Annotated in this window: 28 protein-coding genes and 3 pseudogenes; 12 read left to right on the top strand and 19 right to left on the bottom strand. The window is 64.9% G+C overall.

Features of this window, described 5'->3' with window-relative positions:
• The 3 genes from CCR82_RS13700 to CCR82_RS19490 form a co-directional block, all read left to right on the top strand.
• Positions 1–681 (top strand): thiamine pyrophosphate-dependent enzyme (locus CCR82_RS13700; protein ID WP_242513479.1); only part of this gene is annotated, 681 nt, incomplete at its 5' end.
• Entirely contained in the window at positions 681–1,520 is an 840-nt protein-coding gene (locus CCR82_RS13695; RefSeq protein ID WP_201246353.1) for an oxidoreductase dimerization domain-containing protein, read from the top strand. The genes CCR82_RS13700 and CCR82_RS13695, both read left to right, overlap by 1 nt.
• Before the next feature lie 67 nt (positions 1,521–1,587).
• Positions 1,588–1,896: an HVO_A0114 family putative DNA-binding protein gene (locus tag CCR82_RS19490; RefSeq protein WP_527250153.1), complete on the top strand. Its 309-nt coding sequence runs from the start codon at positions 1,588–1,590 to the stop codon at positions 1,894–1,896.
• On the opposite strand, the gene CCR82_RS13690 is transcribed toward CCR82_RS19490, so the two are convergent.
• From CCR82_RS13690 to CCR82_RS13670, 5 genes are all read right to left on the bottom strand, one after another.
• Positions 1,817–3,226, bottom strand: coding sequence for an HAD-IC family P-type ATPase (locus CCR82_RS13690; RefSeq protein ID WP_201246352.1), 1,410 nt, complete (start codon positions 3,224–3,226; stop codon positions 1,817–1,819). The genes CCR82_RS19490 and CCR82_RS13690 overlap by 80 nt on opposite strands.
• A 204-nt stretch (positions 3,227–3,430) precedes the next feature.
• The gene (locus tag CCR82_RS13685) at positions 3,431–3,880 is read right to left on the bottom strand and encodes a response regulator (protein ID WP_201246351.1); all 450 of its coding nucleotides are present in this window, start codon (positions 3,878–3,880) and stop codon (positions 3,431–3,433) included.
• A 105-nt stretch (positions 3,881–3,985) separates the two neighbouring features.
• Positions 3,986–4,756 carry an SDR family NAD(P)-dependent oxidoreductase gene (locus CCR82_RS13680; RefSeq protein ID WP_201246350.1) on the bottom strand — a complete coding sequence of 257 codons (771 nt, stop codon included), beginning with the start codon at positions 4,754–4,756 and terminating at the stop codon, positions 3,986–3,988.
• A gap of 114 nt (positions 4,757–4,870) precedes the next feature.
• On the bottom strand, positions 4,871–6,184 hold the full coding sequence (locus CCR82_RS13675) for an MFS transporter (RefSeq protein WP_201246349.1): 1,314 nt from the start codon (positions 6,182–6,184) through the stop codon (positions 4,871–4,873).
• Between the two features lie 139 nt (positions 6,185–6,323).
• Entirely contained in the window at positions 6,324–6,845 is a 522-nt protein-coding gene (locus CCR82_RS13670) for a type 1 glutamine amidotransferase domain-containing protein (RefSeq protein ID WP_201246348.1), read from the bottom strand.
• A gap of 94 nt (positions 6,846–6,939) precedes the next feature.
• Between CCR82_RS13670 and zupT the strand changes: the two genes are divergently transcribed.
• Positions 6,940–7,833, top strand: a complete 894-nt coding sequence (zupT, locus tag CCR82_RS13665) for a zinc transporter ZupT (protein WP_201246347.1) — start codon at positions 6,940–6,942, stop codon at positions 7,831–7,833.
• A 32-nt stretch (positions 7,834–7,865) separates the two neighbouring features.
• Here the strand turns inward: zupT and CCR82_RS13660 are convergent, their stop codons facing one another.
• The 4 genes from CCR82_RS13660 to CCR82_RS13645 form a co-directional block, all read right to left on the bottom strand.
• On the bottom strand, positions 7,866–9,914 hold the full coding sequence (locus CCR82_RS13660; RefSeq protein ID WP_201246364.1) for a CocE/NonD family hydrolase: 2,049 nt from the start codon (positions 9,912–9,914) through the stop codon (positions 7,866–7,868).
• A 172-nt stretch (positions 9,915–10,086) separates the two neighbouring features.
• Entirely contained in the window at positions 10,087–11,364 is a 1,278-nt protein-coding gene (locus CCR82_RS13655; protein WP_201246346.1) for an ATP-grasp domain-containing protein, read from the bottom strand.
• 133 nt (positions 11,365–11,497) lie between these two features.
• Positions 11,498–13,933: a phosphoenolpyruvate synthase gene (gene ppsA / locus CCR82_RS13650; RefSeq protein WP_201246345.1), complete on the bottom strand. Its 2,436-nt coding sequence runs from the start codon at positions 13,931–13,933 to the stop codon at positions 11,498–11,500.
• A gap of 389 nt (positions 13,934–14,322) precedes the next feature.
• Positions 14,323–14,760 carry a YbhB/YbcL family Raf kinase inhibitor-like protein gene (locus CCR82_RS13645; RefSeq protein WP_201246344.1) on the bottom strand — a complete coding sequence of 146 codons (438 nt, stop codon included), beginning with the start codon at positions 14,758–14,760 and terminating at the stop codon, positions 14,323–14,325.
• A gap of 354 nt (positions 14,761–15,114) precedes the next feature.
• Between CCR82_RS13645 and CCR82_RS13640 the strand changes: the two genes are divergently transcribed.
• From CCR82_RS13640 to CCR82_RS13630, 3 genes are all read left to right on the top strand, one after another.
• Positions 15,115–16,272 (top strand): ATPase domain-containing protein, encoded by a 1,158-nt coding sequence (locus CCR82_RS13640; protein ID WP_201246343.1) that lies wholly within the window; start codon positions 15,115–15,117, stop codon positions 16,270–16,272.
• Positions 16,203–16,850 (top strand): ATP-binding protein, encoded by a 648-nt coding sequence (locus tag CCR82_RS13635; protein WP_201246342.1) that lies wholly within the window; start codon positions 16,203–16,205, stop codon positions 16,848–16,850. Before CCR82_RS13640 ends, CCR82_RS13635 begins: the two co-directional genes overlap by 70 nt.
• A 122-nt stretch (positions 16,851–16,972) precedes the next feature.
• Complete coding sequence (locus CCR82_RS13630; protein WP_242513478.1) at positions 16,973–17,653, top strand: phosphoribosyltransferase; 681 nt, start codon at positions 16,973–16,975, stop codon at positions 17,651–17,653.
• Between the two features lie 63 nt (positions 17,654–17,716).
• On the opposite strand, the gene CCR82_RS13625 is transcribed toward CCR82_RS13630, so the two are convergent.
• Entirely contained in the window at positions 17,717–18,499 is a 783-nt protein-coding gene (locus tag CCR82_RS13625; RefSeq protein ID WP_201246341.1) for a VIT1/CCC1 transporter family protein, read from the bottom strand.
• A 540-nt stretch (positions 18,500–19,039) separates the two neighbouring features.
• Between CCR82_RS13625 and CCR82_RS13620 the strand changes: the two genes are divergently transcribed.
• The 3 genes from CCR82_RS13620 (at position 19,040) to CCR82_RS13610 (ending at position 20,228) form a co-directional block, all read left to right on the top strand.
• A complete protein-coding gene (locus CCR82_RS13620) occupies positions 19,040–19,240 on the top strand; it encodes a dodecin family protein (RefSeq protein ID WP_201246340.1) in 201 nt (66 codons plus the stop codon).
• 49 nt (positions 19,241–19,289) lie between these two features.
• Entirely contained in the window at positions 19,290–19,730 is a 441-nt protein-coding gene (locus CCR82_RS13615) for an Hsp20/alpha crystallin family protein (protein ID WP_201246339.1), read from the top strand.
• A 99-nt stretch (positions 19,731–19,829) separates the two neighbouring features.
• Positions 19,830–20,228 (top strand): Hsp20/alpha crystallin family protein, encoded by a 399-nt coding sequence (locus CCR82_RS13610; protein ID WP_242513477.1) that lies wholly within the window; start codon positions 19,830–19,832, stop codon positions 20,226–20,228.
• A gap of 33 nt (positions 20,229–20,261) precedes the next feature.
• Here CCR82_RS13610 and CCR82_RS13605 read toward each other — a convergent pair.
• Both CCR82_RS13605 and CCR82_RS19410 read right to left on the bottom strand, forming a co-directional pair.
• A pseudogene (locus CCR82_RS13605) lies at positions 20,262–20,549 on the bottom strand (lysophospholipid acyltransferase family protein); the annotation flags it as partial.
• Positions 20,550–20,664: 115 nt separating this feature from the next.
• A pseudogene (locus tag CCR82_RS19410) lies at positions 20,665–20,955 on the bottom strand (hypothetical protein); the annotation flags it as partial.
• On the opposite strand from CCR82_RS19410, the gene CCR82_RS13595 reads away from it, so the two are divergent.
• Positions 20,932–21,204 (top strand): DUF4258 domain-containing protein, encoded by a 273-nt coding sequence (locus CCR82_RS13595; RefSeq protein ID WP_201246336.1) that lies wholly within the window; start codon positions 20,932–20,934, stop codon positions 21,202–21,204. The pseudogene CCR82_RS19410 and the gene CCR82_RS13595 overlap by 24 nt on opposite strands.
• Positions 21,201–21,401 (top strand): DUF2283 domain-containing protein, encoded by a 201-nt coding sequence (locus CCR82_RS13590; protein WP_201246335.1) that lies wholly within the window; start codon positions 21,201–21,203, stop codon positions 21,399–21,401. The genes CCR82_RS13595 and CCR82_RS13590 overlap by 4 nt, the downstream gene beginning before the upstream one ends.
• A 30-nt stretch (positions 21,402–21,431) precedes the next feature.
• Here CCR82_RS13590 and CCR82_RS13585 read toward each other — a convergent pair whose 3' ends face one another.
• The 7 genes and pseudogenes from CCR82_RS13585 to CCR82_RS13560 all read right to left on the bottom strand — a co-directional run bounded on the left by CCR82_RS13585 (position 21,432) and on the right by CCR82_RS13560 (position 26,575).
• On the bottom strand, positions 21,432–21,908 hold the full coding sequence (locus CCR82_RS13585) for a DUF72 domain-containing protein (protein WP_420827336.1): 477 nt from the start codon (positions 21,906–21,908) through the stop codon (positions 21,432–21,434).
• Complete coding sequence (locus CCR82_RS19405; RefSeq protein ID WP_420827335.1) at positions 21,790–22,263, bottom strand: erythromycin esterase family protein; 474 nt, start codon at positions 22,261–22,263, stop codon at positions 21,790–21,792. The genes CCR82_RS13585 and CCR82_RS19405 overlap by 119 nt, the downstream gene beginning before the upstream one ends.
• A 33-nt stretch (positions 22,264–22,296) precedes the next feature.
• Positions 22,297–22,607, bottom strand: a pseudogene (locus CCR82_RS19400) (erythromycin esterase family protein); the annotation flags it as partial.
• 414 nt (positions 22,608–23,021) lie between these two features.
• A complete protein-coding gene (locus CCR82_RS13575; RefSeq protein WP_201246332.1) occupies positions 23,022–23,927 on the bottom strand; it encodes a F0F1 ATP synthase subunit gamma in 906 nt (301 codons plus the stop codon).
• A 4-nt stretch (positions 23,928–23,931) separates the two neighbouring features.
• Entirely contained in the window at positions 23,932–25,449 is a 1,518-nt protein-coding gene (locus CCR82_RS13570; protein ID WP_201246331.1) for an alternate F1F0 ATPase, F1 subunit alpha, read from the bottom strand.
• 90 nt (positions 25,450–25,539) lie between these two features.
• Positions 25,540–26,298 (bottom strand): F0F1 ATP synthase subunit delta, encoded by a 759-nt coding sequence (locus CCR82_RS13565; RefSeq protein ID WP_201246330.1) that lies wholly within the window; start codon positions 26,296–26,298, stop codon positions 25,540–25,542.
• A 4-nt stretch (positions 26,299–26,302) separates the two neighbouring features.
• On the bottom strand, positions 26,303–26,575 hold the full coding sequence (locus CCR82_RS13560) for a F0F1 ATP synthase subunit C (RefSeq protein ID WP_200244505.1): 273 nt from the start codon (positions 26,573–26,575) through the stop codon (positions 26,303–26,305).
• Between the last annotated feature and the right edge of the window lie 25 nt (positions 26,576–26,600).

The following is a 26,600-nucleotide window of genomic DNA, read 5'->3' as shown; positions in this document are numbered from 1 at the left end:
CATGCGGTTGGGCTGGCCTATGCCGCCCGCTACCGCGATACCGACGCGGTCGCGCTGGTGTTCTTCGGCGATGGGGCGACCTCCGAGGGCGACTTCCACGAGGCGATGAACTTCGCCAGCGTCTTCGAGACCCCGACCCTGTTCGTCTGCCAAAACAACCAGTGGGCCATCTCGATCCCGCGCGAGGACCAGACCCACTCCAAGACCTTGGCCCAGAAGGCGCTCGCCTATGGGATGCCCGGTCTCCAGGTCGACGGCAACGATCTGCTGGCGGTGCTGGCGGCGGCCCGTGAGGCCGTCGAGCGGGCCCGCAGCGGCGGCGGCCCGACGCTGATCGAGTGTGTCACCTACCGCCTCTCGGTGCATACCACGGCCGATGATCCGTCGCGCTACCGCAGCGACGAAGAGGTCGAGGACTGGGAGCGGCGCGAGCCACTGCGCCGCCTCCAGCGCTATCTCAAGGAGCGGGGCATCCTCGATGATGACCGCATCGAGGCACAGGAGAGCGAGATCAGCGAGCAGATCGACGAGGCCTGGCAAGAAACCGAGCAGGCGATGCAGGAACTCGACGAGCCGCTTGATATCTTCGCGCACAACTATGCCGAGCTCCCTCGGACGCTGCGCGAGCAGCGCGAGGAGATGGCAAGCCGCCTGGGGGAAGGCGGGGGGAGGGCTGAGTGATGGCGAAACTGACCATGGCGCAGGCGCTCAACCAGGCCCTGCGCGAGGCGATGGACGAGGATGATGCGGTGCTGGTGCTCGGCGAGGACGTCGGTGTCGACGGCGGCGTGTTCCGCGTCACCGAGGGCCTGCTGGATCGCTTTGGCGCCGAACGCGCGATCGACACCCCGTTGGCCGAATCGGCCATCGTCGGCGTCTCGATCGGGATGGCCGCGCACGGCCTGCGTCCGGTCTGCGAGATCCAGTTCTCCGGCTTCAGCTATCTGGCCATGCAACAGCTCGAGGGGCATGCGGCGCGGCTGCGCTGGCGCTCGCGCGGGCGCTTCAGCGCCTCACCCTATACCGGCACCGTTGAGCGTATCGCGGGCGGTCAGCAGCTCGCGCATCAGGCCATGCACGAGGGCAGGGTGGCGGCTGAGGTGATCGCCGGGCGGCCGGCCGCCTTCGATGCCCGGGCCATCCCGGCGGTGATCTACACCGATCCGCAGATCGCCTGGTGCGGCCTGAGCGAGGCCGAGGCCGAGCAGCAAGGGCGCCAGGTCAGCGTCACCCGCTTTCCTTGGCAGGGCTCGGGCCGGGCGCTGAGCCTGGGCGCCGAGGCCGGTTTGACTAAGCTCATCATGGACCCGGACAGCGGACGCTTGCTCGGTGCCGACCTTGTCGGGCGCGGCGCCGAAGGGCTGATCGCAGAGGCCGTGCTGGCGATTGAGATGGGCGCACTCGCTGAGGATCTGTCGCTCGCCATCCATCCCCATCCGACGCTCTCGGAGACCCTCGGCGAGGCCGCCGAGCTGTTCGCCGGGAACAGTCTCCATGGGTTGGCCGGCGCTCATCGGTGATTGGAGCGCAGCGGGGGCCATCGCCTGAGGAGCCGGGCCCGCTTCCCCTGACTTACTCTTTGGCCGTTTGACGGAGCGGCGCTGGTCCTTGGTGCAGGCGCTGATGGGCACCGGAGCGTTGTCCGTTCGCGAACTCGCCCGCCGCCTTGGGCGTGACGTGAACCGAGTGCATGAGGATGTGACGGCGCTCGAATGGTCCGCCGCGATGAGCAGGACGATGAATTCAGTAACCGCAACGCGAGGTCGGGCGACTCATCTGGCCAGCTGGACCGATCGCCGCGACCTCGGTCAGGCGCTCAGGCGAGAGCTGCCTGTCGGCCTGCAGCAGGCGCGCCGCGGGGTCGCTTCGGCCGGAGCCCTTTGTGCAGCTCGTTGACGATAATGGCGGTGGCGGCGACGGCGCCAGCCCAGAGCCAGGTGTTCAGGTCCAGCCCGCTGAGGCCGAGCAGCTGCTGCGTCCAAGGCAGGTACATGGCCGTGACATGCACCGCGAGCGAGGCCAGCACGCCGAGGAACAGCACTTTGTTCGAGAACAGGCTCTTGCGGAACAGCGAGACGTCTTCGCTGCGGCAGTTGAAGACATGCACCATCTGGAACAGCACCATGGTCGTCAGCGCGGCGGTGCGCGCGTCGGTCAGGTTGTCCTCGCTGCCCGGTGCGAAGCTGTGGACATCGAACCCCCATTGCCAGAGGAAGACGCCGAGGGAGCCGGCCGCGAGCCAAAGACCCACCAGGACCAGGCGCTCGATCAGGATGCGGTCGAGCACGCCTTCGCTCGGCGGGCGCGGCGGGCGTCGAAACAGCGCCTTCTCGCCGGGCTCGAACGCCAGGGCGACATCGGCGATGCCGTTGGTCACCACGTTGAGCCACAGGATCTGGGCCGGAAGCAGCGGCAGTGGCCAGTTGAGACCGAGCGCGGTCAGGATCATGATCACGATCGCCGCACCGGTCGACAGCAGGAAGAAGGTGGCCATTCGCACGTTGCGAAACGCCGTTCGGCCCTCTTCGACGGCGTGATACACGCTCGCGAAGTTGTTGTCGGTCACGACCATGTCGCTGGCTTCCTTGGCGACGTCTGTCCCCGCACCCATGGCGGCGCCGATATGTGCCGCCTTGAGCGCCGGGGCATCGTTCACGCCGTCGCCGGTGACGGCGACGATCTCGTTGTTGGCCTTCAGCCGCTCGACGAGCCGGGTCTTCTGGATGGGCTCCACACGGGCAAAGACATTGACCCGCCCGAGCGCCTCGTCGAGCTCTTCGTCGGACCAATCCTCGATGTCGGAGCCGGTATAGACCTCCGGTAGGTGACCGTTCGCGTGCTCCGGCCCCGCTGTCGAGTTGATCATCAGGACGGCCCCGATGACGATCGCGTCCACCCAGCGCTGCTCGCCAGTGATCAGGCCGATGGCGAGGGTGGCCGCCAACGCTGCCAGCAGGACGTAGATCAGCGGGCTCGTGAACTGGTGCAGCAGCACCGCCCAGGCGCTCACCTCGCGACGCTCGCCGATCTGGTTTGCCCCGAATGTTTCCAGCCGCCGGTGGGCGAAGGCATCGGTGATGCCGTCGCGGCTGCTGTTCAGGGCGCGTAGCGCATCCTCGACCTCGAGCTGGTGCCAAGCCTCGTCCTGCCGGGACTCGAGGTCGCCGGCGTTGCGGTCGTCGTCTGCGTGATCAGCATGACGCTGAGCCTGAGCGGTCTCTGGCATACGTTCATCCTCGTTGTGTCGGTTCCCGGATCGCAGCGCTCGCTGTTGCGCAGGCGGCCGGGCGGCGAAGACCGATTTCTAGACCCCACCGCGCGCCCGGCTCAAATCCACCGCGCACCGGGCAGATTTGCACCATCCACGCGCAAAGCCCGAGGCGTTAGGCTCACCACGCCCACGCATCCGCCGACAGGGTAAGCGAGGCGCTCATAGCGGCTCACCAGGTTTGCCGTGGTCATATCGAGGCTGGCGCATATCGAGCGTGGGCGCTTGGACAGCGTCCTGGTCGGCCATGTCGGATGGGCCGAGTCGCGACAATACCTCGTCCAGCTCAGCGAACAGAAAGGGCTTCTGGATCAAGGTCTCGACGCGGACCATCGACAATCGCGGTGCGATCTCATCGAGCAGCTCCGGGAATCCGCTGATGAGGATGGTCTGCGGCATCTGACCCTCGGCATAGAGTTGCTCGAGGACCTCGATACCGTGGATATCCGGCATCAGCAAATCGATGACGATGGCGTCAAAGCGCTGCCGTCGACAGCAGGCGGAGGCGCTTCGCCCATCATAAGTCGTCAGGATCTCATGTCCGCCCAACCTGAGGTGATCGGCAAGGACGTTGGCGAGGATGTGGTTGTCGTCGGCGACGAGAATTTTCATAGGGTCATCCTGATGGATCGATCATGGCGCGCCCAGATGCCGGCTGTGTCAGCCCGCTTCGTGCCATCTGCTAAGGGAAGGCTGACTCCGCGAAAGCGGTTGTGGTCACCGCGCGGTATAGCCACCGTCGATCACAAGCTCGCTGCCGGTGATGAACTTGGCCTCATCGCTTGCCAGATAGAGGACGCCATTAGCGATGTCCTCCGGCTCGCCCACATGTCCGATCGGGTGCAGCTCGTCGAGCTGCTGGCGATAGGCCTCGACGCCCTGCCCGGAATCCTTTGCCAGTGCCTCGACCAGTGGTGTCCAGATGAAGCCTGGGTGGATCGAATTGACCCGAATTCCCTCGCCGGCGTAGAGCAGCGCATCGGTCTTGGTCATCAGCCTGACCGCGCCTTTGGAGGCATGGTAGGAGGGGATGTCCGGTGCGCCGATGATCCCGTAGATCGATGACAGGTTGACGATGCTGCCGCCGCCGAGGCGGCGCATGTAGGGGATGACGTGCTTGGTGCAGAGGAAGACGCCCTTGACATTGATGTCCTGCACCTGCTGCCACTCGGCCTCGGTCAGTTGATCGGTTGGCTTGTCGGTGCCGGAGATGCCCGCATTGTTGACCAACACCTGGGGCGCTCCCAGCGCCTCGTCGATCTCGGCGAAGACCTGCTCGACCGAGGCTTCGGTGGCGACGTCGAGATGCCAGTAGCGGGCCTCGCCGCCTTGGTCGCGGATCGCGCTGGCGACCGCCTCACCCTCCTCATCTTGGATGTCGGTCACCGCGATCCGGGCGCCCTCGGCGGCGAGCCGGGAACAGGTCGCGCGGCCAATGCCGTGGCTGCCGCCGGTGACGATCGCTGTTTTACCGCTGATGCGTTGCATGCTGTTGCTCCTGTGGTCGGTGGTTGCGGGCTGCGCCGCGATGACGCTGACTGTCATTGAAGTGATGCAGCTCACGTGCCACTCGGCGCCGTTGGCAAGGTCTTCAAGGTCCGCTCAGTCATCGATCCCTGCGCTGCGACTGTCGGCTTCAGGCAGGGTTAATGTCATTGCGAAGCCGAGCACGAAGAAGACGACGATGACGCCCATGCCGACACGCTGGCTGCCGGCGAGCCAGGTGACCCAGCCGACCAGGAAGGGCCCGGCGAAGGCGGTCGCTTTGCCCGACAGGGCGAACAGACCGAACAGCTCGGCGCGCAGCTCGGCCGGGGCGACGCGCCCGAGATAGGAGCGGGCAGCGGCCTGGGCTGGGCCGACAAACAGGCCGAGCAGCCCGCCCAGGACCCAGAACAGCGTTTGGCTGCGCACGAACAGGATCGCGCTCCCGAGCAGGATCAAGCCGCCCAGTGCCAGCAGGATCGTCGTGCGTGGTCCCTGCCAGTCATCGAGCCAGGCAAACAGCCCGGCGCCGAGCGCGGCGGTGACATTGAGCAGGATGCCGAAGGTCAGCACATCCTGCTCGTTCATCGCGAAGGTGCCGGCGGCATAGACACCGCCCAGTGCGAACAGCGTTGCAAGGCCGTCCACATACAGCATCCGGGCGATGAGGAAACGCAGGATCACGCGGTAGCGTCGGACCTGGCGCAGCGTTGCGGCGAGTTGGCGCACACCGTCGCGGGCCGCACGCCGCAGCGGTTTTTGTGGCACGTCGGATGCCATCCGAACCCTCAGCAACAGCGGCAGCGCAAAGACTAGCAGCCAGGCTGCGGCCAATAGGAAGGTGGCGCGCACGTGCTGCGCTCCATCGCGCGGCAGCTGCAGCCAGGCGTCCTCGCGGACGAAACCGAACAGCGCCAGCGCCAAACAGACGACACCGCCGACATAGCCCAACCCCCAGCCCCAGCCGGACCAGCGCCCGATCCGCTCGGGCGGGGCGAGCACGGGCAGCATGGCGTTGTAGAGCACGCCGGCCAGCTCTGAGGCGACAATACCGAGGCCGAGCAGCACCAGTGCCAGCGCGACATAGGACGGATCGGGCCGGACAAACCACAGCAGTCCGGTCGCGGTGACGGCAGCCAGGGTGAGCAGGGTGAACAGCGCCTTGCGCGGTCCCCCTTGATCCGCTGCGGCGCCAAGGATGGGGCCAATCAGCGCAACGAGCAGCCCGGCGGCGGCCACGGCATTGCCCCAAAGGGTGGTGCCCTGGGTTGGGTCGGCGGCGACCTGATCGGTGAAATAAGCGGCGAAGACGAAGGTCACGATCAAGGTCGCAAAGGCATTGCTGGCCCAGTCATAGAAGGCCCAGGCCAGCAGCGCCGAGCGCGATTCGTGGCGCTCGCCTGGTTGGTTGGCGGGTTGATCGTTGGTCATCTCGTCGCGCTGGCGCCAGTGGCTTGTTAGGTCCGGATCAGGTATGGATCAGGTATCGATCAGGTCCGGACGGATTAGGCTGGGTGCTATCCACCATCGGGTGGGTGATTTGCCCGGCAACCGATGGCATGCGGACCCCTCAGCTCAGCTGCGCGATCAGGGCCTGACAGAACATCGGCAGATCGCCAGGATGCCGGCTCGAGATCAGCGGGCCATCGACGACCACCGCTGCGTCCTCCCACTCGGCACCGGCGTTGCGCAGATCATCCTTGATCGACGGTGCCGAGGTGACGCGTCGGCCGCGCACGATCTCCGCCGAGATCGGCACCCAGCCGGCGTGACAGATGAAGGCGATGGGCCGCTCCAAGGCTGCGACGCCTCGCACCAGCTCAAGCAGCGGCTGGTCGCGACGCATCCGATCGGGCGCATAGCCGCCTGGGATGATCAGCGCATCGAGCTGGTCCGCGCGGACTGAGCCGGTAGTCTCTTCGGCCTCAGCGGTCAGGCCATGCTTGCCCCGGTAGGTGGTCTTCGCAGTGCCGATGAGCCGGGTCTGCGCACCTGCCTCACGCATCCGAATCAGCGGATACCACAGCTCCAGGTCTTCGAAGAGATTCTCGACCAGGACCCCAATGGTCCGATTGTTAAGCTCGTTTGCCATGCGTCCTCCAGTGAAGGGTCAGTTTGGCGAGAAAAATGCACGGATGATGCCAAACCCTCTGACCTTATCAGTCCAGTCCAAGGAGCCACTCTCTATGGATGCCACTTCGATCGGGCCGGCATTGCTGTTGACGCTGCTTGCCGGCCTCGCCACCGCGATTGGCAGTGTGATCGCCTTCTTTGCCCCTCGTGCCAATATCCGCTTCCTCGGGGTCGCGCTCGGGTTCTCGGCGGGGGTGATGATCTACGTCTCCTTCGTCGAGCTGCTGCCGTCCGGCGTGGATGCGCTCGAGGAGATCAGCAGCGCACCGCAAACCATAGCCGTTGTCGCCTTGTTCGTCGGCATGCTGTTGGTTGCCGTCATCGACCGCTCGGTTCCGCTCGGCTACAACCCGCATGAGATGCGCTCTCCCAACACGCTGGACTCTCCCGGCACGCGGAGCGCTCCAGGCACGCAGGGCCCTTCTAGCAGCGGGGTAAACGCGGAGGCCTCCGGCAGTAAGGAAACCGGCAGCAGCGAAAACGAGGCGGTTGGCGCCGAGCCGCTGATGAACGTCGGTCTGCTCACCGCAGCGGTCATCACGCTGCACAACCTGCCCGAAGGGTTGGCGACCTTGCTGACCTCGATGCAGGATATCGATCTCGGGATACCGGTCGCGCTTGCGGTGGGTATCCACAATATTCCTGAAGGGATCGCGGTCTCGGTGCCGGTCTACTACGCGACCGGCAGCCGCTGGCAGGCGTTCGGCTGGTCTGCGCTGTCGGGGCTTTCTGAGCCGATCGGCGCGCTGCTCGGCCTGCTGTTGTTGTCGGGCTTTTGGTCCCAGGCCCTGCTCGGTCTCTCGCTGGCGGCTGTCGCCGGAATCATGATCTTCATCTCCTTCGACGTGCTGCTGCCATCGGCCGAGACCTATGGTGAGCACCATCCAACGGTGTATGCGCTGGTCGCTGGCATGGCGGTGATGGCGCTCAGTCTGTTGCTGCTCTGAGCCCAGGCTGATCCTGATCCGTCGGCAATCGCCTAAAGGAGGTCGCGCTCGATGCGATGATCCCAGTTGCGCGAATAGATCCGCTTGTCATTCTCCCAGGCATCGAGCTCGGCGCTCAGGTAGAAGAATCGGCTGTCTGAGGTGAGCAGGGTGCGCGTGCGCGTGTGGATACTCCAGTCGCCTCGCGTCAGCGAGCGCTCCCAGAGGGCCTCTCCGCGGGGCGAATCGTACTCGTCGCCACGAGAGCTATACCACTCGAGTGCCTTTTTCGTTTCGGTCAGATCCGGCCCCGAGAGATGGCGACAGCCGTTGTCGTTGACGACCTCCAGTGTTGAGACATCGGTCTCCAGATCGCGCATCACCCGCCAACTGTGTTGACCGGGGCTCAGCATTTGGCTTGCCGATGGCGCCGTACCCTCGGCAGGACCGAAGTGACCAATTTCCGCGTCTTCGGTGGTCGGTGGCCGGGCGGGAAGGGTGAGTGTGCTGCTGCCCGGGTAGACTGTCAGGCCGACTGATTCCGGGGCCGGCCAGGCCATCGGCCAATAGGAGGTCGAGAGCGCGATGCGCACACGGTGGCCGGGCGGGAACGCATAGCCGACATCGTTGAGCTCTACCTGGACGCGATACCGTTTGCACGGCTCCAGCGGTGTCGGCGCATCGCTGGAATCGCGATGGGTCAGGTTGAGCAGACCGAAGGTGACGCGCGTTGCCTTGTTGTCGGGGGCGATGTCGGAGAGGCGCACCGCCACCATGGCGACCGGGCGTTCCGCCGACAGCTCAAGGAGGAGGCTCGGACTCCCCAGGATCTCGAGCGGCTCCTCGAGCGGTGCCGAATCGTAGACGAGGGCGCCGCCGTCCTCCTGGCGCTGGTCGTGGGGGAGATCGGGCGATGCGGCATAGGAGCACCATTTGCCGGCGAAGAGTCCGAGCCCGAGCGGTGAGTGCAGGTATTGCGAGGCCTCATGGGACTTAGGATCGGCCTTCTGATCAGGCTCCCGTTCGGACTCCCGATGGGTGGTTGGCGGGTCGCCTTCCGGGTTGGCTTCAATCTGGCTCTCGTCGGACTCGGTGAGCAGTCGATGCGGGGCCAGCCGCAGCCTCAACGGCTGGATGCGCGCTGAGGGCCAGCTCCGTTCTCTGACCCAGCGGCCTGGGCGGCGTTGATATCGGGTTGTGGGGGGAACGCTGTCCTGCAGCCAGGCCCGCAACATCGGCTCCTCCATCACCCCGGTGTCGAGACCCTTGAGCCAATGGTCCCACCAGCGCAGGGACTCCTGCAGGAAGCCGATGGCCGGGCCGGGCACGCCGAGATGGGGATACTTGTGCGACCAGGGGCCGACTACGCCGAGGCGCGGCACCTCGAGCTTCGCGAGCATCCGGAAGACGGCATTGCTGTAGCCGTCGGCCCAACCGCTGACCAGCATCACCGGGCAGCGAAGCGCGCTGTAGTCCTCGCAGATCGACGCGTGGCGCCAATAGTCGTCGCGACGCTGATGGCGCAGCCAGTGCTCCAGCCACAGACCGCTGTGCTCCAGGCGTTGCAGCCAGGTCTCGCGCCAGCTCGGCCCGACCAGCGCCGGGTCGGGCGGCAGCGCGTTGTAGGCGAACATGGTCGAGGCCCAGGACAGATTGTCGCCGAGCAGGCAGCCGCCCATGTGATGGACGTCGTCGGCATAGCGGTCGTCGCTCGAGGCCACGCTGATCACGGCCTTCAGGGCCGGCGGCTGCAACGCGGCGAGCTGCAGCCCATTGAAGCCGCCCCAGGAGATGCCGATCATCCCGACATTGCCGTCGCACCAGCGCTGCGCCGCAATCCAGTGGATCACCTCGAGCCCGTCGTCGAGCTCCTGCTGCAGGTACTCGTCTTGGAGCAAACCCTCGGAGTCACCGCTGCCGCGCAGGTCGACACGCACCGCGGCGTAGCCATGTCCGGCGAAGTAGGGATGCAAGGTCTCGTCGCGCAGCCGGATCGAATCGCGCTTGCGGTAGGGGATGTACTCCAGGATCGCGGGCACCGGGCGTTGCTCGGCATCCTCGGGCATCCAAATGCGGGCGGACAGACGCACACCGTCCGCCATCTCGATCCACACATGCTCGCGATCGATGATCGGGTTGGGGAGCTCCGTGACCGTTCGCAATGGAACCTCCTCGCTGCGTTTAGGCTGCTGGATTCTATCGGCCGGATTCTATCGGCTGAGCTCTATCAGCTGAGTTCTATCGGCTGAGCTTAGGCTATCGGCTGAGCTTGGGCTATCGGCTGAGCTTGAGCGGCATGGCGTCGACGATCTGCTCGTAGTGTTCGAGCAGTGCGGGTTGATCTTCTGCCGCGGTGAAGATGTGGGCGATGTCGTAGCTATAGCTGTCCTGCTCGAACAGCTCGGAGAGCTGCATGCCCTGGTCGACCATCAGGTCGATCGAGGTCCCTGGATGGTCGCGCTCGATCTGACGCAGCTCTGGCTCGCTCGGGACGCGCTCGACATGGGCGTCCTCGAACTCGCGCAGATGGAACTTTGCCGCGCAGCCGAACGGACCCTGGCGGCGCAGCACGCAGGGCTCCTCGCCGAGCGCGAGCTCGACGCCCACCTGGTGATTGGGTCGGCCATCGACCTGCTCGTACAGATACCCGTGTGACTGTGAGATGCGCGGATTGATCTCCAGCAGAGAGAGTGTATCGGTGGCTTCGTCGTAGAAATACTCGATGTTGAAGGCCGCCTGGTCATAGCCGATGCCATCCATCACCTTGACCGAGGCCTCTCGCAGCCGAGTCTTCACCGCGCTGGGTAGCTGCGATGGGTACTGATAACGCTGGAAGGACATCCCATTGGGATAGTTGATCGAGTCGACCACGCCATAGACCTGCGCCTTGCCGCGATAGACATAACCGGAGACGGTGCACTGGCGCCCCTTGATGAGCGCTTCGGCGATACAGTAACGCCCGCTGGTCTGCGCCATCACGTTTGGCAGGTCGACCTGAGACAAGAAGGCATCGAAGGCCTCGGCGATGTGGCCGATGCCCTCCCGGATCTGACTGAGCGCGTCCTCGAGCTCGCGGCGATCCTGGACGCGGAAGCTGAGCAGCGAATTGGTGCTCTTGACCGGCTTGAGCCAGAACGGGAAGTCGAGGTCGAGCTGGTCCGCTGCCTTGGCGTCAAAGGGGTCGACCGCGGTGAAGCGGGGCACCATCTCTGGGACCAGCCTCTGCTGCTCGAGCCGGCCCCAATATTTGTGCTCGCAGCAGGCGACGCTCTCGACCGTGGGTGAGGGCAGGCCGAATTCGCGGCAGAGTACGGCCACAGCCGATGTGACCGGAAAGTCCCAGTAGCCAATGATGGCATCGATCCGCCCATCGAAGCGTTCGAGCTTGTCTCGGGCCTGGTCGAGGACGGATTGGAACGGGAAGGTTCCGTGCGACTTGACCTCGTCGACGGTCATCAGCGGGTGGAAGCGATAATTGTCGGCATTGCGAATGGCGCGGAGCTGGCGCAGATTGAAGTCGTCGATGCCGAGCACGAACAGGTTGCGCTCCATTGTGATCCTCTCCCAGTCGCGGTTCTTATGATGCACAGAAAATCCAGGCAACATTGGCTGGCCTGTTCGCCATTCTGGTGAGCCAGGGCGAGGCGAGCCCCGGGTTGGGATTCCCAGCTCGCCTTAGCCCGCCTCAGCCTGCTTGCTCGATCTCGGCGACGGCCTGTTTGACCGAGAGGAAGCTGTCCGGATTGACTGAGATCGAATCGATCCCGGCGCGCACCAGGAAGGCGGCGAAGTCCGGATGATCGCTCGGCGCCTGGCCGCAGAGTCCGACCTTACGCTCGCGCGCATGGGCGTCGGCGATCACCGAGCTGATCATCTGGCGCACGGCATCGTTGCGCTCGTCGAACAGATGCGCCAGCCGGTCGGAGTCGCGATCGACGCCGAGCACGAGCTGGGTCAGGTCATTGCTGCCGATCGAGAAGCCATCGAAGCGGGCGGCGAAGTCGCGCGCCAGGATCACGTTCGCCGGGATCTCGCACATCACAGTGACCTCGAGCCCGCGCTCGCCGCGCTGCAAGCCCTCTTCGGCCATGACCTCGAGCACCCGGTCGGCCTCCAGCGGCGTGCGGCAGAAGGGGATCATCACCAAGATGTTGTCGAAGCCGATCTCTTCGCGCGCCTTGCGGATCGCCCGGCATTCCAGGGCGAAGCCCTCCCGGTACTCATCGCTGTAATAGCGACTGGCGCCCCGCCAGCCGAGCATCGGATTGGCCTCGACCGGCTCGAAGGCGCGGCCGCCGATCAGGTCCGCATACTCGTTGGTCTTGAAGTCGCTCATGCGCACGATGACCGGCTGCGGATGGCTGCCCGCCGCGATTCGGGCAATACCGCGTGCCAGATGATCGACGAAATACTCGGTTAGTTCATCCCAGCCAGCGGTCAGCGCGGCGATCTGCGTGCTCGCGTCCTCATCCTCCACCGCCTCCGGGCGGATCAGCGCCATCGGGTGGATCTTGATGTGCTGATTGACGATGAACTCCATCCGGGCCAGGCCGACACCATCGCTTGGCAGCTGCCACCAGCGCAGCGCGGCCGCTGGGTTGGCCATGTTCAGCATGATCTTGGCGCGCGTCGTCGGGATCTCGTCGAGGCTGATCTCCTCGGCCTCGAACGGCATCCGCCCGGCGTAGACACGCCCGGTCTCACCGCTGGCGCAGGACACCGTGACCTCGTCGCCGTCGGCGAGCCCTTCAGTACCATGGCCGGTGCCGACGATCGCCGGCAAACCCAGCTCGCGGCTGACGATGGCAGCGTGTGAGGTGCGCCCGCCGTGGTCGGTGACGATGGCGGCGGCGCGGCGCATGATCGGCACCCAGTCCGGATCGGTCATCTCGGTCACCAGCACGCCGCCGTCCTCGAAGCGGTCGTTCTCGCCGGGGTCGTCAAGTCGGAACACCTTGCCAGCGGCGATGGCGTCGCCGATCGCTGTGCCACTGACAAGCGGCTCGCCGGTCTCGTCGCGACTAGCCTCGAGCCGATAGGTCTTGAGCAGGCCTTCGGCGCGCTGCGAGTGCACGGTCTCAGGTCGCGCCTGGACGATGAACAGCTCGCCGGTCTCGCCATCTTTGGCCCATTCCATGTCCATGGGTTTGCCGTAGTGGTCCTCGATGGTCACCGCCCAGCGCGCCAGCGACAGGACCTCGTCGTCGCTCAGGACCAGTGCCCGGCGCTCGTCCTCGCTGGTCTCCACGAGCCGGGTCGGGTCTTCAGCGCTGGGGTCGGTCTGGCTGTCGGCCTGGGTATTGGCCTGGCTGTCGGCATAGACCATCTTCTGCGCCTTGCCACCCGGCTGGCGGGCGATGATTGGCGCCAGCGATAGATCATCCAAGAGCGGCTTGAAGACCAGGTATTCGTCCGGGTCGATGATGCCCTGGACCACCGTCTCGCCGAGCCCCCAGGCGCCGTTGATCAGCACCGCGCGCGGGAAGCCGGTGTCGGTGTCGATGCTGAACATCACCCCGGAGCTGCCACTGTCGGCGCGCACCATCTGCTGCACCCCGACCGAGAGCGCTACCTGCAGCTGATCGAAGCCGTTGTCCTGGCGATACGAGATGGCGCGATCGGTGAACAGCGAGGCGAAACAGCGCCGGATGGCATCAAGCAGGGCGTCGGCGCCGCGGATATTGAGGAAGGTCTCCTGCTGACCGGCGAAGCTGGCCTCAGGCAGATCCTCGGCGGTCGCGCTCGAGCGCACCGCGACATCGGGCTCATCGCGCCCGGTCTGCTCGGCCAGCGCCTGGTAAGCGTCGCGAACGGCATCAGCCAAGGCCGCCGGGATCTCGGCGTCGAGGAAGAGGGCGCGGATCTGCTCGCCGACCTCGTTGAGTGGGCGCTCACCCTGCTCAAAGGCTTGGGCCAGCTCGCGGATACGCGGCTCCAGCGCGTTCTCGGCCAGGAATTGCCGATAGGCCTGCGCGGTCGTCGCAAAGCCGCTCGGCACGCGCACGCCTTCGGCGCCGAGATGGCGGATCATCTCGCCGAGCGAGGCGTTCTTACCGCCGACTTGGGCGACATCGTCACTGCCAAGATCATTGAGCCAAGCAATCAGCGTCCCATCGTTCATCAGTTTTCTCCAGCCGAAGGTGGCAGCAATCGTCCGCGCCCAAGACCGCAACCCTTAAAGACCGCAACGAGGCTGCTCTAAGGGTTTTACGGTTTTCAGTCACGGGCGCACGAACGGGGTGACTCAAGGGTTTGCCAATCGAAAGCAGCACTTGTGCCAACTGTTAAGCCGTGCGATGCCAAGGTGATGCGGCCACAGGCAAGCCAGGCAACAGACCTGTCGCTGGTCCCTTCGGCGTCGGTCTGCTAAAACAGCGACTAATTGCGTTGTGGAAATACACCGCGCGCGGGGGATATCGACCTCAGCAGGCGAGGGCCGAGCCGCTATGATGATCAAGACAGGATCGGTATTGATGCATTATGTCGATACCAGTGTCCTGATCGCTTATCTCAACGCTCATAGAGGCCGATGATGCGGCTCTGATCGATCACATGCGCCCCGTAGTCGCGCAGAAAGGTCTCGCGGTCCGGCATGCCGGAGACGGGCGTGTTCAGCGCGTAGAGCCAGAAGTAGTAATGATGCGGTCCATGGCCTTCCGGTGGCAGCGGCCCGCCCCAGCCGATATCGCCAAAATCGTTGACGGCCGGACGAAACTGCTTCTCGCCATTCATCGGTATCTGCTTAGTCCCGGTTGGGATACCGTAGAGTAGCCAGTGGGTGAAGCCGTTGGGCATGGGCGCGTCCGGATCGTGGCAGATCACCGCGAGTTCCTGGGCGCTCTCGGGCACATCGCTGATCATGAGCTCCGGCTGGTCATTGTCGCCGCTCTTGGTGTAGCGATCGGGGATGCGCTCGCCGTTAGTGAACGCGGGCGATGACAGCTGCATGGACATCATAAATCTCCGTCTCGATGGTTTGTTTGCTCGTTGCCACCTGGTCTGCCGAGGCGGCAGCTGCCGAAGCGGTCAACCCGTGCCGCTGCCAGCCTGTCGCAAGCCGATGGACTTAGCGACTCTCAAGCAAGGCCCGAGCCATCCTAAACCAGCAAGGCCCGAGCCACCCCGACGCGATGCCTGGGCGACCCGCAAGTGAAAAATCCGTGGCTTTTTTTGGCGACAAATGGTGGAATTCGAGTGGAGTTGATCCGCGAGCCACTCTCCTCTTCGCTTACACCGCAACACTCATAGCTGTCAATCAGCCAGCGAAGAGACGCTGACTCGCCATGTCAAGGAGCGCTACCCATGTCGACGTCGACCGCGTTGATCCCCTCTGGCATTCCTGGCCTGGATGATGTCCTGCGGGGCGGCCTGCGACCGGGCCACCTGTATTTCATTGAAGGCAGTCCGGGCACCGGCAAGACCACCTTCGGACTCCAGTTCTTGCTCGAGGGTGTGCGCCGCGGCGAGCGTTGCCTGCTGATCACCCTCGCCGAGAGTCCGGCTGAGGTTGGCGTGATCGCGGACTCGCATGGTTGGTCGATCGAGGGGCTCGAGCTGCGCGACCTGGTCAGCGCCGACGAGATCCACAGCACGGCGCTGTTCGATCTCTCTGAGATCGCGCTCGATGACCGGGTTCAGGCGGCGCTCGCGGAGATGGATGGCCTGAAGCCTCAGCGCCTCGTCCTCGACACCCTGGCCGCCTTGCGTGTCTACAGTGATCAGTCCTCGAATTTCCGCCGCCATATCGAGCTCTTCCGCAGCAAGGCCGTCGAGCTTGGTACCACGCTGCTGGTCACCGATGAGGCGAGCGGACCCGTGGAGCGGCACCCGCGCAGTCTGGCCTGGGGCATCATCCGCATGGAGCAGCGGCTCAATGACTACGGAACCGGACGGCGCTGGCTCTGGCTGCCGAAGCTGCGCGGCCAGCCCTATGTCGGTGGCTTTCATGATCTGCGGATCGAGACCGGTGGGCTGAGCGTCTTTCCGCGGCTTGAGCCGGATCGACCGTCGGCGCCAGCACGCGACGGACTCATCTCGAGCGGCAGCGAACCCCTTGATGCACTGCTCGGCGGTGGACTCGAGCGCGGCACCAGCGTCGGCATCATCGGCCCGCCCGGCTGCGGCAAATCGACCTTGGTCAGCAGCTTCGCCATGGCAGCGGCGGAGCGCGGCGAGCGGGTTGCGCTCTATGCCTTCGATGAGTCCTTGACCACCTTTCGCAAGCGTGCCCTCAGCCAGGGACTCGCGATCGACTCGGCGCTGGACTCGGATCTGCTGACGCTGCGCCAGATCGACCCTGGCCAGGTCGCGCCGGGGGAGCTTGCGCGTGAGCTTGCCGGTGAGGTCGACTGTCACAAGACCCAGATCATCTCAACGAGCGCGCCGAGCATGTGGCCCAGCGCGACGAGTTCTTGGCAACGCTGGGCCACGAGCTGCGCAACCCGCTCGCGGCGATCATGACCTGTGGCGAGGTCTTGGACTCGCTGCAGCTCGAGGCACCAGCCGCCGCGCGTTGCCTGAGCGTCATCTCGACGCAGTCGGCACAGATCAAGCGCCTGCTCGACGATCTCTCCGATATCTCGCGCATCGCTCGCCGCAAGCTCAGCCTGCAGTGCGAGCCGCTGGATTTGAGCACCACGCTGCAGGACGTCGTAGTCCAGGTCCAATCGACGCTCGAGGCCAACAACCAACGCCTCGCGCTCGACATCAGCGATGAGCCCATGCCGCTGCTGGCCGACGCCACCCGGCTGCGTCAGATCTTCGCCAACCTGCTGGTCAACGCCAGCCGCTATTCGCCGGCCGACAGCGAGATTCGGCTCAGTGCCAGTTCGCACGATGGCTTGGCTGAGGTCGGCATCCGCGATCAGGGCATCGGCATGAGCGCCGAGACCCAGGCACGCATCTTCGAGCCCTTCTTTCAGGCCCAGCAGCGCGACGGCGAGCCGCAGACCTCGCGCTCCGGGTTGGGGGTCGGCCTCACGCTGGCGCGCTCGCTGGTCGCGATGCCGGAGCTCGAAGCCGCCATCGCCGGGCGCTGAACCGTCTCGAGGGTTCAGCGGCCGCGATGGTCACCTCGGCCGTCCTGGGGAGCGCCAAACCGTTGGCGGCCGTGTTGGCGCGCGGTTTGCTTCCCGATCAACATCCGTCAACAGAAAGACTGATGATGATGACTGCCATACAGCTTCCCCTTGCCGATCGTACCGAGGCTGGCCGCCTGCTGGCCGAGGCGCTCCCGGATTATCTTGGACGCATGGACCTCCTGGTCCTGGCGCTGCCCCGCGGCGGGGTCCCCGTCGCCGCCGAGGTGGCGCGCGCGCTGGCGGCGCCGCTGGACCTGATGCTGGTGCGCAAGCTCGGCGTGCCGGGCCAGCCGGAGCTGGCGATGGGCGCCATCGCCAGCGGCGGCGCGCAGGTGCTCAACCCCGATATCATTCGCGCCTTGGGGATTTCACGGCCGGCGATCGAGCGTGTCACCGAATCGGAACAGCGTGAGCTGGAGCGTCGGGAGACCGCCTACCGCGGCACGCGGTTGCCACCCGCGCTCGCTGGACGCTGCGTGATCCTGGTCGATGACGGACTAGCGACCGGAGCCACGATGCGGGTCGCCGTCCAAGCGGCGGCGGCTCATGGGCCAGCCGAACTCGTGGTGGCGGTGCCGGTGGCGTCGACGGAAGCCGTCGACCTGGTCGCCGAGCAGGCCGATCGGGTGGTCGAACTCGCGACACCGGAGCCGTTCATGGGCGTCGGCGCCTGGTACGACCGCTTCTCCCAGACCACCGACGACGAGGTTCGTGCCCTGCTCGACGAGGCCTGGCAACGCGAAGACCACCACTCGAGCTAGCCACTCAAGCGGGCGAGCCGGCCCGCGATGACCACGGGCCGGGCCCGCGAGGATCGTGCCGGCTCAGGCAACCGCGCCCGTTCCGAGCCAGGTCCGCAGCAGGGTGCCGGCTCCGTAGGCGAGCAGCGCGGCGCCGCCGCCGGTGAGTAGGGTCTCGAGACCGGAGCGGAACCGCGATTGATCCAACACCCAACCTTTGGTGATGCCGACGCCCAGGAACGCCAGCGAGGTCGCAGCGATACTGGCGATGAAGGCCTGATCGAGGCTGAGGACGGGTATCGCGAACGGGATCAGCGGGATCGCACCGACCAGCACGAACGCGGCAAAGGTCGCCGCACCCGACTGCAACGGCTGGCCGGTATCGCCCGGCTGCAGACCGAACTCCTCTTGGGTGATGGTCTTGGCCCAAAGCTCGGGGTCTTCGGCGATGGTCTTGACGATGCGATCCAGCGTCTCGCCCTCGAAGCCTTTGGCGGAGAAGACCTCGCGCAGCTCCAGGCATTGATGCTCGGGGATCTCCTCGATATGCCGCAGCTCCTCGCGATGGGCCTGATCGGCGGCCTGGGCATCGCTCTTGGTGCTGAGATAGTTGCTGACCGCCATGCTGAAGCCATCGGCGAGCAGGCTGGCGACGCCGAGGATGATGACCACCAGGCTCGAGAAGCCACCGCCGACGGCGCCAGCGACGACCGCGAAGCTGGTGATGCCACCGTCGATCGCGCCCAGCACCGCATCGCCGAGGTGCCCGCCACCGCCCTCAGATGCGAGTCGCGCGCGAACCTCGTCCGCATGGTGTGCGCGGGCCAGGTGCCAGGGTGAGCGTTGTCGAGGCTGTTTTGCGGGCATATTAGCGCTCTGCTGGATCGTGTTTGATGGTTTGGGCCGGGGCCAGATACGGCTGCGCCCTCGGTGGGTCTAGCTTGTAATTAAGCAATTTTCATGCCATCAATAGTGCTTTCTCTTCGGTTTCTTGTGTCAATGGCCGGTGAGCTGTCGTCGTCTCGTAGTCGTCTTGTGCAACGAGTTGTGCGATGAGTTTTACGACGAGCTTCGAGAGCTTGAGCGACCGACGAGGCCTGAGCCGCGTCTGACAGCGGCCGTGCCTGCGCTGGCTGGTTGCTATGAGCCATGGGGTTGTCAAAACAACCGCCTTTGCCCCGTGTGCTCCGCTAGCCAGCCGCCATCGCCACTCAGCCCGCGGCTAGCCCATGACGGATTCCGCGAGTCCAAATCGGTCGGCTCGGCGTCGAGCGCTTCCGGATCAACGGATTGCGCGCGGTAGATGAACGCTGGCACGCGCCGTGCTTAGAGCGAGCGTGCCGAGATACCCGTTACGGCCGTCTCGGCACATCCCGCAACCTTTCAAAGCGAGTTAAGGAGCCAGCCATGTCTGTCGCCAAGATCATTGAGATCACCGCCGAGTCGACCGAAAGCTTCGAGCGCGCGATTCGCACCGGCATCGAAGAGGCGAGCAAGCGCCTCAAGAACATCGAAGGGGCCTGGGTCAAGGAGCAAAAGGTCGTGGTCAACGATGGCAAGGTCACCGGCTTTCGCGTCGACATGAAGGTGACCTTCATCATGGAGTGAGCAGCTCTTCGCCGCTTCAACGCCAACCCTGAAAAACGGAGGAAAACCGATGTTCAGCTATCCCACCAGTGTCGACAGTCTCTTCAATGAACTTGCCCGCCTGAGCCGCGACCTGGGCGGTCCCTATGGCGCCTGGGGCATGCCCGCGAGTATCCGCGCCGCCGCGCGCGGCACCTTTCCGGCCATCAATATCGGCGCCTCGGACGATGAGGTCGAGGTCTACGCCTTCGCCCCGGGGATCGATACCTCAAGTCTCGATATCTCGGTGCAGCGCAATGTCCTCACCGTCGCCGGCGAGCGCAAGCTCGAGCGTCAGCCTGAGGCCGAGTATTACCTCAACGAGCGCATGAGCGGGACCTTCCGCCGGGTCATGTCGCTCCCCGACGATGTCGATCCAGACAAGGTCGAGGCCAATTATCGCGATGGTGTGCTGCACATCCGGATGCAGCGATCGGAGCAGGGCAAGCCGCGGCAGATCCGCCCGCAGTGAGTCCGCCGACAGGCTGAGTCTCCCAACATACCTGGCCCTGTTCCAATCACCCAGGTCCAACGCACACAGTATCCAACGCAAACAGCGGAGCCAATGATCATGAACGAGAAGACCGACATGACCACCGCCGAGCGCGGTCGCACACTGCCCAGACAGGGCGACGGTGAGATCGAGCTGTTACCGGCGGTCGATATCTACGAGAACGATGCAGGCATCACCCTCGAGGCGGACCTGCCGGGCGTTTCCAAGGATCGGCTCGATATCCAAATCGACCACAACAACCTGACGATCGAAGGCGAGGTCGCGGTCGAGGTGTCCGAGAACGTCAAGCCCCTGTACGCCGATGTACGCGGAACCCGCTACCGCCGCAGCTTTAGCCTCAGCCCGGAGCTCGATACCGAGAATGTCGACGCCAATCTGGGCAACGGCGTGCTCAGTCTGAAGATTCCCAAGCGCGCCGAGCTGCAGCCGCGCAGGATCGAGGTCAAGGCGCATTAGCGCCGAGCAGGGAGCAGGATCTTTGCTGGGTCTTTAGGCGTCGTCAGAGCCGGCACCCAGGGCGCGGACCCGCGCCTGAAGCGCATGGGCGATGCGCTCGGCATCGCCCTCTCCCTGACCTTCCCGCGCGAGCGTCTCGGCGTCGACCGGGGCGCCGATGCGCAGCTCGACCGGGCGTGGGCGGAGCCGCAGCGAGCCAGGTGGCAGTGCCTCGCGGGTGCCACTGACATGCACCGGCAAGATGGGCACCTTGCTGGCGAGGGCCAGCGAGCCGATACCGGAGCGAAATGTCTGCAGCTCCCCGTTCGGTGAGCGTTGACCCTCGGGGACGCAGCTTGCCGAGCCGGGTGCGCGGCAGTGGCGAGCGGTCGAGTCGCAGGCTGTCGATCTGCTGGGTGCTCGCTAAATCACGCGATGCCGCGGTGATCTCGTCGCTGATCTGCTGTCGCAGACGGTCTTGATCCTGATCGCGCGTGGCCTCAGCCTTTGGTACGACGACGGCCGCGAGTCGGCCTTCGTGGCCGAGCACGCCGACCTCGCGCACCGACGGGCAGTGCTCGAGACGCGCCTCGATGCGCTCGGGGTCGATGTTCTCGCCGCCGGCCAATGAAATTCGTCGCTCGATAGGCTGTTGTCTTGTTCTGTTTTTCGACACACTACAGCGTTCGCACGAGGAGCCTGCTTGCCGAGGAGCCTGCTTGCAATGAGTGAATGCTTTGAAAGCCATCGGTTTAGCCGGAAAGTATGGCTGACCAACCATGCCATTGAATCAATGGCCAAACGTTCTATAACGCTCCTGGAAGTCAAACAACTCATTGAAGAAGGAGAGTATCGAGCCAAGAGTCAAGCCGATGGCTGGATCTTCCGTCACTTCGAATCGCGTTCAGATAATCTCGTTTGTGCGGCTGTCGTGACAGAACAAGCTATTATTGTCAAAACCATCATGGTCGACTGGACCCTTCGGGAGAGCAGATGAAGATCATTTATTATGAAGAAGATGACATCTTGTTCGTCGAGATGTCGAAGGGTCCGATTGTGCGAGATGAATCGGTCAGCTGGAACGTGAATATAGGCTACACCACTGAAGGCATTGGCGAGATCACGATCCTCGATGCGCGGAAGATTGGAATGTATCCGTTGCAGATCGAGCGGGTTGTCTCCGAGGCAGCCTAATTCGCATCGCTTCCCCATCTCCAGTCCAAGTCAAGCAGACCCATTCGAGCCGAGAAGCTGAGCCAGGGTCTGGGCATTGCGTGGCGCGTGGCCGGCTTCGTCATTGTCGAACCAGCAGTAGGTGTCCAGGCCACGGTCGGCCCAGCCTTGCAAGGTCTCGGCCCATCGCTCGAGCGCCTGATCGGAGTAGCGGCCGCGATAGGGGCCGTTGGGTCCGTGCAGGCGCAGATAGACGAAGTCGGCGGTCAGATGGCGCTCTGTCTCGTAGCCGTCGAGGTCATAGATGCAGAAGGCGGCATTGAAGCGTTCGAGCAGCGCCAAGCTATCGTCGTTGATCCAGCGCTGATCGCGAAACTCGAAGGCCCAGCGCCCTTTATCCCCGCCGGCATCATGGCCGGCATCCTCGCCGGCGCCTTTGAGTGCTTCGAGGAACTGCTCCAAGCGCTCGGGATTGAACCGCCATTTCGGCGGCAGCTGAAACAGTAGCGGGCCGCGTTTGGGCCCCAGGATGTGCATCGGTCCGCGGACGGTAGATCACGCCGATCGCGCGCTCAAGCTGAGGCTTGATCAGCGCGCTGCGCAGGGCGCCAAGCTGGGCGGCATCACCGTTGAAGCCGTTGCGGCCGCGCAAGGGCAGCGTGAACGCGCTGAGCCCGGTCTCGTGGCAGAGACGCTCATAGCTGCCATTGATCGCTGGACGAACCTGCTTGACGCGCATCGGCCCATCCCAGTCATCGGCGGCGGCGACGGTGCCGTGATCGGTGCCAAAGCCGACCAGCGCGGCGTCGTCGCCAAACTCACGGCGGCAAAGCTCACCGACATTGGTCTCGCCGTGGGCCAGGGGCTGAGGCAGCCATAGCACTCGCGCGCGAGCGCGGCAGTCTCCGGGTCGACACCCTCGAGATAGTCCAGCACGGCGCCGATCGACGAGAACATGCTGTACAGGTCCAGCCCGTGGAAGCCAACACGCTGGGAGGTGTCGGCTCGAGTGGTGTTATAGCCACGCAGCCATTGAACGAACTCGTGGACCTCGGTGTTGCGCCACATCCAGGTGGGAAACCGAGCGAAGGCCCGCCAATCCGGCGGTTGAATATCGAGATGGCGCACATAGGTGTCGATGCGCTGGGCATCGGGCCAATCCGCTTCGACAGCGATGAAGTCGAAGCCATGGTGTTCGATGAGCTCGCGGGTGATGCGTGCCCGCATGCGATAGAACTCCGAGCTGCCATGGGTGGCCTCACCGAGTAGCACCACGCGTGCGCTGCCGATGCGTTGCAGCAGGGCGTCGATCGGCGCGCTGTCCGAGTCCTCGAAGGGCTCGGCGGCTTGGGTCAGGATCTCGGGGATCGGGAGGGCCATTGGCTCGGCTCCTATTCGTCTGCGTTGCGGTGATCTGTTTGCGTTTCTCTGCACCAGAGCAAGCCAGCAAGTTTCTGGCCAATGGCAGTATGAAGAGCAGAGATTGAGATGAGAGACCGCGCAGAAACCGAGCACCAGCAGTTGCGATCAGCGCGACAACGCTAGGGATCACGGGAGTCATCGGGGGATATTCCCCGTCGGCGGGGCAAATGCGCCACCGCACCTCAGCAAGTGGCCGCCGACAACGGAAGATCACGCCTGTCAGGACACCGCCTCGAAGCCGGACACCACATCGAGCAGCTCGCTGGTAATCTGTTCTTGGCGCACGCGGCGGAAGCGACCGGTGACCTCTTCAAGCCGTTCGTCGATGTTCTTCTCAGCGGCCTGCATCGCTGCCAGGCGACCGCCGTGCTCGGCGGCAAGCGACTCGGCCAGGGCGCGAAACAGCATGAAGAAGTAGTGCTGGCGCAGCAGATGCCGCAGCAGAGCAGGCTGCGGCATCATCGCTTGCGGGAGCTGCCTTGATGGCCAGGGGTGCTGAGCGAAGCGCTGAAAGCGTTCTCGGTCGAATGGGAACAGCTGCTGCCGCGTCGGCTCATAGCCGCTGCGACCGCTTGGGCGGTTCTGGAACAGCTCGACCCGGTCGACGCCCTGTGCCCGCCAGTCATCGACGCGCAAGAGCACCCGTTGCACCACGGCCGTGATCCCGGCCGCCGAGCTCGGCACCTGCATCCATTCCAGTTGGCTCTGCTGATCCAGCAGCGGCAGTAGGCGCTCGCCGACGGCGAGCCAGTGCATCGCCTTGGGGGCCTGCTCGCCGCGGCCCTGCTCGCCGGGTGATTGTTCCGATGCTTGCTCCGACACATGTTCCAACGCCTGCTCGGCAATGACTTCATTGAAGCGGCCGCAGAGTCCATGATCGGTGCCGAAGACGATGACGGCTGCCGCCCCGGTCCCGCTGGTGCTGCGATCGGGCAAGGCCTGAAGGCCGTCGCGGAGCGCGACCTGCAAGCCGAGCTGAATACAGTGCTCGGAATCGGCCAAGGTGTCGGCTGCACGCTCATACTGACGAATGCTGACCGCCGAGAGTGCCTTCATGGTGCGAACGATCTGCTGCAGATCGCCAAGGCTTTGAATCCGTTGCTGCAGGGCTTGGGGAGATTCCATGCGGTCAATCGTCCTCGGTCAGCCCGCTGACAGCGTCAGCGGCGGCCGTGTCGAGCTGTTCCCAGTCCGACTCGTCCAGATCTTCACCAGCATCGATCCGCGCGCAGATCTCAGGCAGCGAGGAGCGCACATGCTCGCGGATGCGTTGCTCGGCATCGACGACGCGCTCGGTTGGCACCGCATCGAGGTGACCCGCATTGGTCGCAAGCAGCACCGCGACCTGCTCGCTCGCGCGCAAGGGCTGCCCAGCTGGCTGACGCAGGATCTGCCGGACGCGCCGTCCACGCTCGATGCGTTGTCGGGTGCGCTCGTCGAGCCGGGTCGCAAAGCGCGCGAAGGTCTCGAGCTCCTCAAACTGGGTATAGGCGAGGCGCAGATCGCCAGCGACTTGGCGAAAGGTCGGATACTGGGTCTTGCCGCCGACGCGCGAGACCGAGCGCCCGACATCGATGGCCGGCAGCAGCCCCTTGCGAAAGAGGGTCGGCGAGAGATAGATCTGGCCATCGGTGATCGAGATCAGGTTGGTGGGGATGTAGGCGGAGATGTCCTGGGCCTGGGTCTCGACGATCGGCAGTGCGGTGAGCGAGCCGCCGCCGAGCTCCTCGCGCAGGTGCGTGGCGCGCTCGAGCAGCCGCGAGTGGATGTAGAAGATGTCGCCCGGGTAGGCCTCACGCCCTGGTGGGCGGCGCAGCAACAGCGACAGCTCTCGATAGGCGCGGGCGTGGCGGGTCAGATCGTCGTAGACGATCAGCACATCGCGGCCCTGTTGCATGAAGTATTCGCCCATCGCCGTCGCCGCGTAGGGCGTGATGTACTGCAGCCCAGGCGCATCCTCACCGGAGGCACTGACCACGATGCTATGCGCGAGCGCGCCGCTGCTGCGCAGCGCGTCGACCGCGCGGGCCACCGCGGTGCCGCGTTGGCCGATCGCGCAGTAGATGCAGAGCACATCCTTGTCGCGCTGGTTGATGATGGTGTCGATGGCGACGGTGGTCTTGCCGCTCTGGCGGTCGCCGACGATCAGCTCGCGTTGGCCGCGGCCGATCGGAATCATCGCGTCGACGGCCTTGATCCCGCTCTCGAGTGGGGTGGAGACCGGCGCGCGCTCCATGATCGCCGGTGCCGGTCGTTCCACTGGCTGGCGCTCATTGATCGACAGCGGCCCGCCGTCATCCAGGGGACGGCCGGTGGCATCGATGACGCGCCCGATCAAGGCCTCGCCGACGGGTGTGTCGGCCTGGCGTCCGGTCGCCTGCACCTGAGCACCAGGCGTGAGGCGATCACCGTGATCGAGTAGGACGATGCCGAGCTCGTGCTCGTCGAGGTTGACGGCCAGGCCGAGCACGCCGTCGGGGAAGCGCACCAGTGCTTCGGCGCCCAGCGTCGGCAGTCCGCGCACCCGGGCGATGCCGCCGCCGACCTCGAGCAGGGTGCCGATCTCGCTGAGCTCGGGTTGGAGCTCGAGCGAGTCGATCGCTGTGTGGACCTGGTCGAAGCTCGTGTCCAGCGTGCGTTGGAGCATAAAGTGGTCTCTGCAGCCTGAAAGCGTTTTCAGCGGCGTCATCCCCGCTGCGTCGTCGACGATTGAGCGCTAGGCGCTAGGCGCTAAGCGCTAAGCGGGTGTCGCGCCGATGGCGTTGTCGAGGCGTTCTTCAAAGCGGTCGAGATAGTCGGCGAGGGTCCAGCCAAGCCGTTGGCCACCGACGCGGAGCTCGATCCCGCACAGCAGCTGCGATGACTCCTGATAAGCGACTTCGCGCTGTTCGCCGAGCTGTTGCTGGATCGTCTCGGTGAGCTGTCGTCGCTGCGACTCGGCCAGTGCAAAACGGGTGTTGATCTGGACCTGCTCGCTCGCCGAGGCACCCGCCAACTGCTGACGCATGTCCTCGTCCAGCGCGTCCAACCTGGCGATGAGCTGATGCACCATCTGCGCCTCCAGCTCGACATCGGCCAAGTCGGTCAGGGCCTTGCGCGCCAGCTGCTCGAAGCCTGCTGCGGTCTCACGCCGCAGACCCTCGAGAAACCGGTCCTTCTCATCCTCGGCTTGCTGTTGCCAACGCTGGCGGCTGGCCTCGCGCTCGTCGCGGGCCTCATCCAGCAGCTGTTGACGCTCCTGCTCGGCCTGCTCGCGCGCCTCTTGCATGAGCTTGTCGCGCTGCTGCTCGAGCTGTTCGAGGCGCTGATGCAGGCGTTCGCGCTCGTGCTCGGCCTGCGCCTCACGCTCGCGGCTCTGTTGCAGCCGATCCTCAACCCGCTGCTCGCGGCGCGCCATCGCGGCGGTGACCGGTTGGTAGAGAAAACGCTTCAGCAAGTAGACCAGGATCAGGAAATTGACAACTTGCGCGGCGACCGTGAGCCAGTCGATCTGCATGGTCTCAGCCTCCGGCGATGACGTGGTCCCAGAACGGGTTGGCGAAGATCAGGATCATCGACACCACGAAGCAATAGATCGCGGTCGACTCGATCATCGCCAGACCGACGAAGAGCGTGCGCGTGATGTTGGCCGATTCATCGGGCTGCTGAGCCATGGCGCTCAGGGCTTGGGCCACTGCGCGGCCTTCGCCGAGCGCCGGGCCGATCGCGCCGATGCCAATCGTGAGTCCGGCGCTGAGCGCCGAAACCATGCCAATGAGGGCGATACTGTCCATAAGGCCTCCTGATGATGAACCTGTG

It is taken from the genome of Halochromatium salexigens, assembly GCF_016653295.1.
In the GTDB taxonomy this organism is placed as follows: Bacteria; Pseudomonadota; Gammaproteobacteria; order Chromatiales; family Chromatiaceae; genus Lamprobacter; species Lamprobacter salexigens.
Note: the sequence above shows the minus strand (reverse complement) of the source record. Positions and strands in the feature narration are given on the sequence as shown.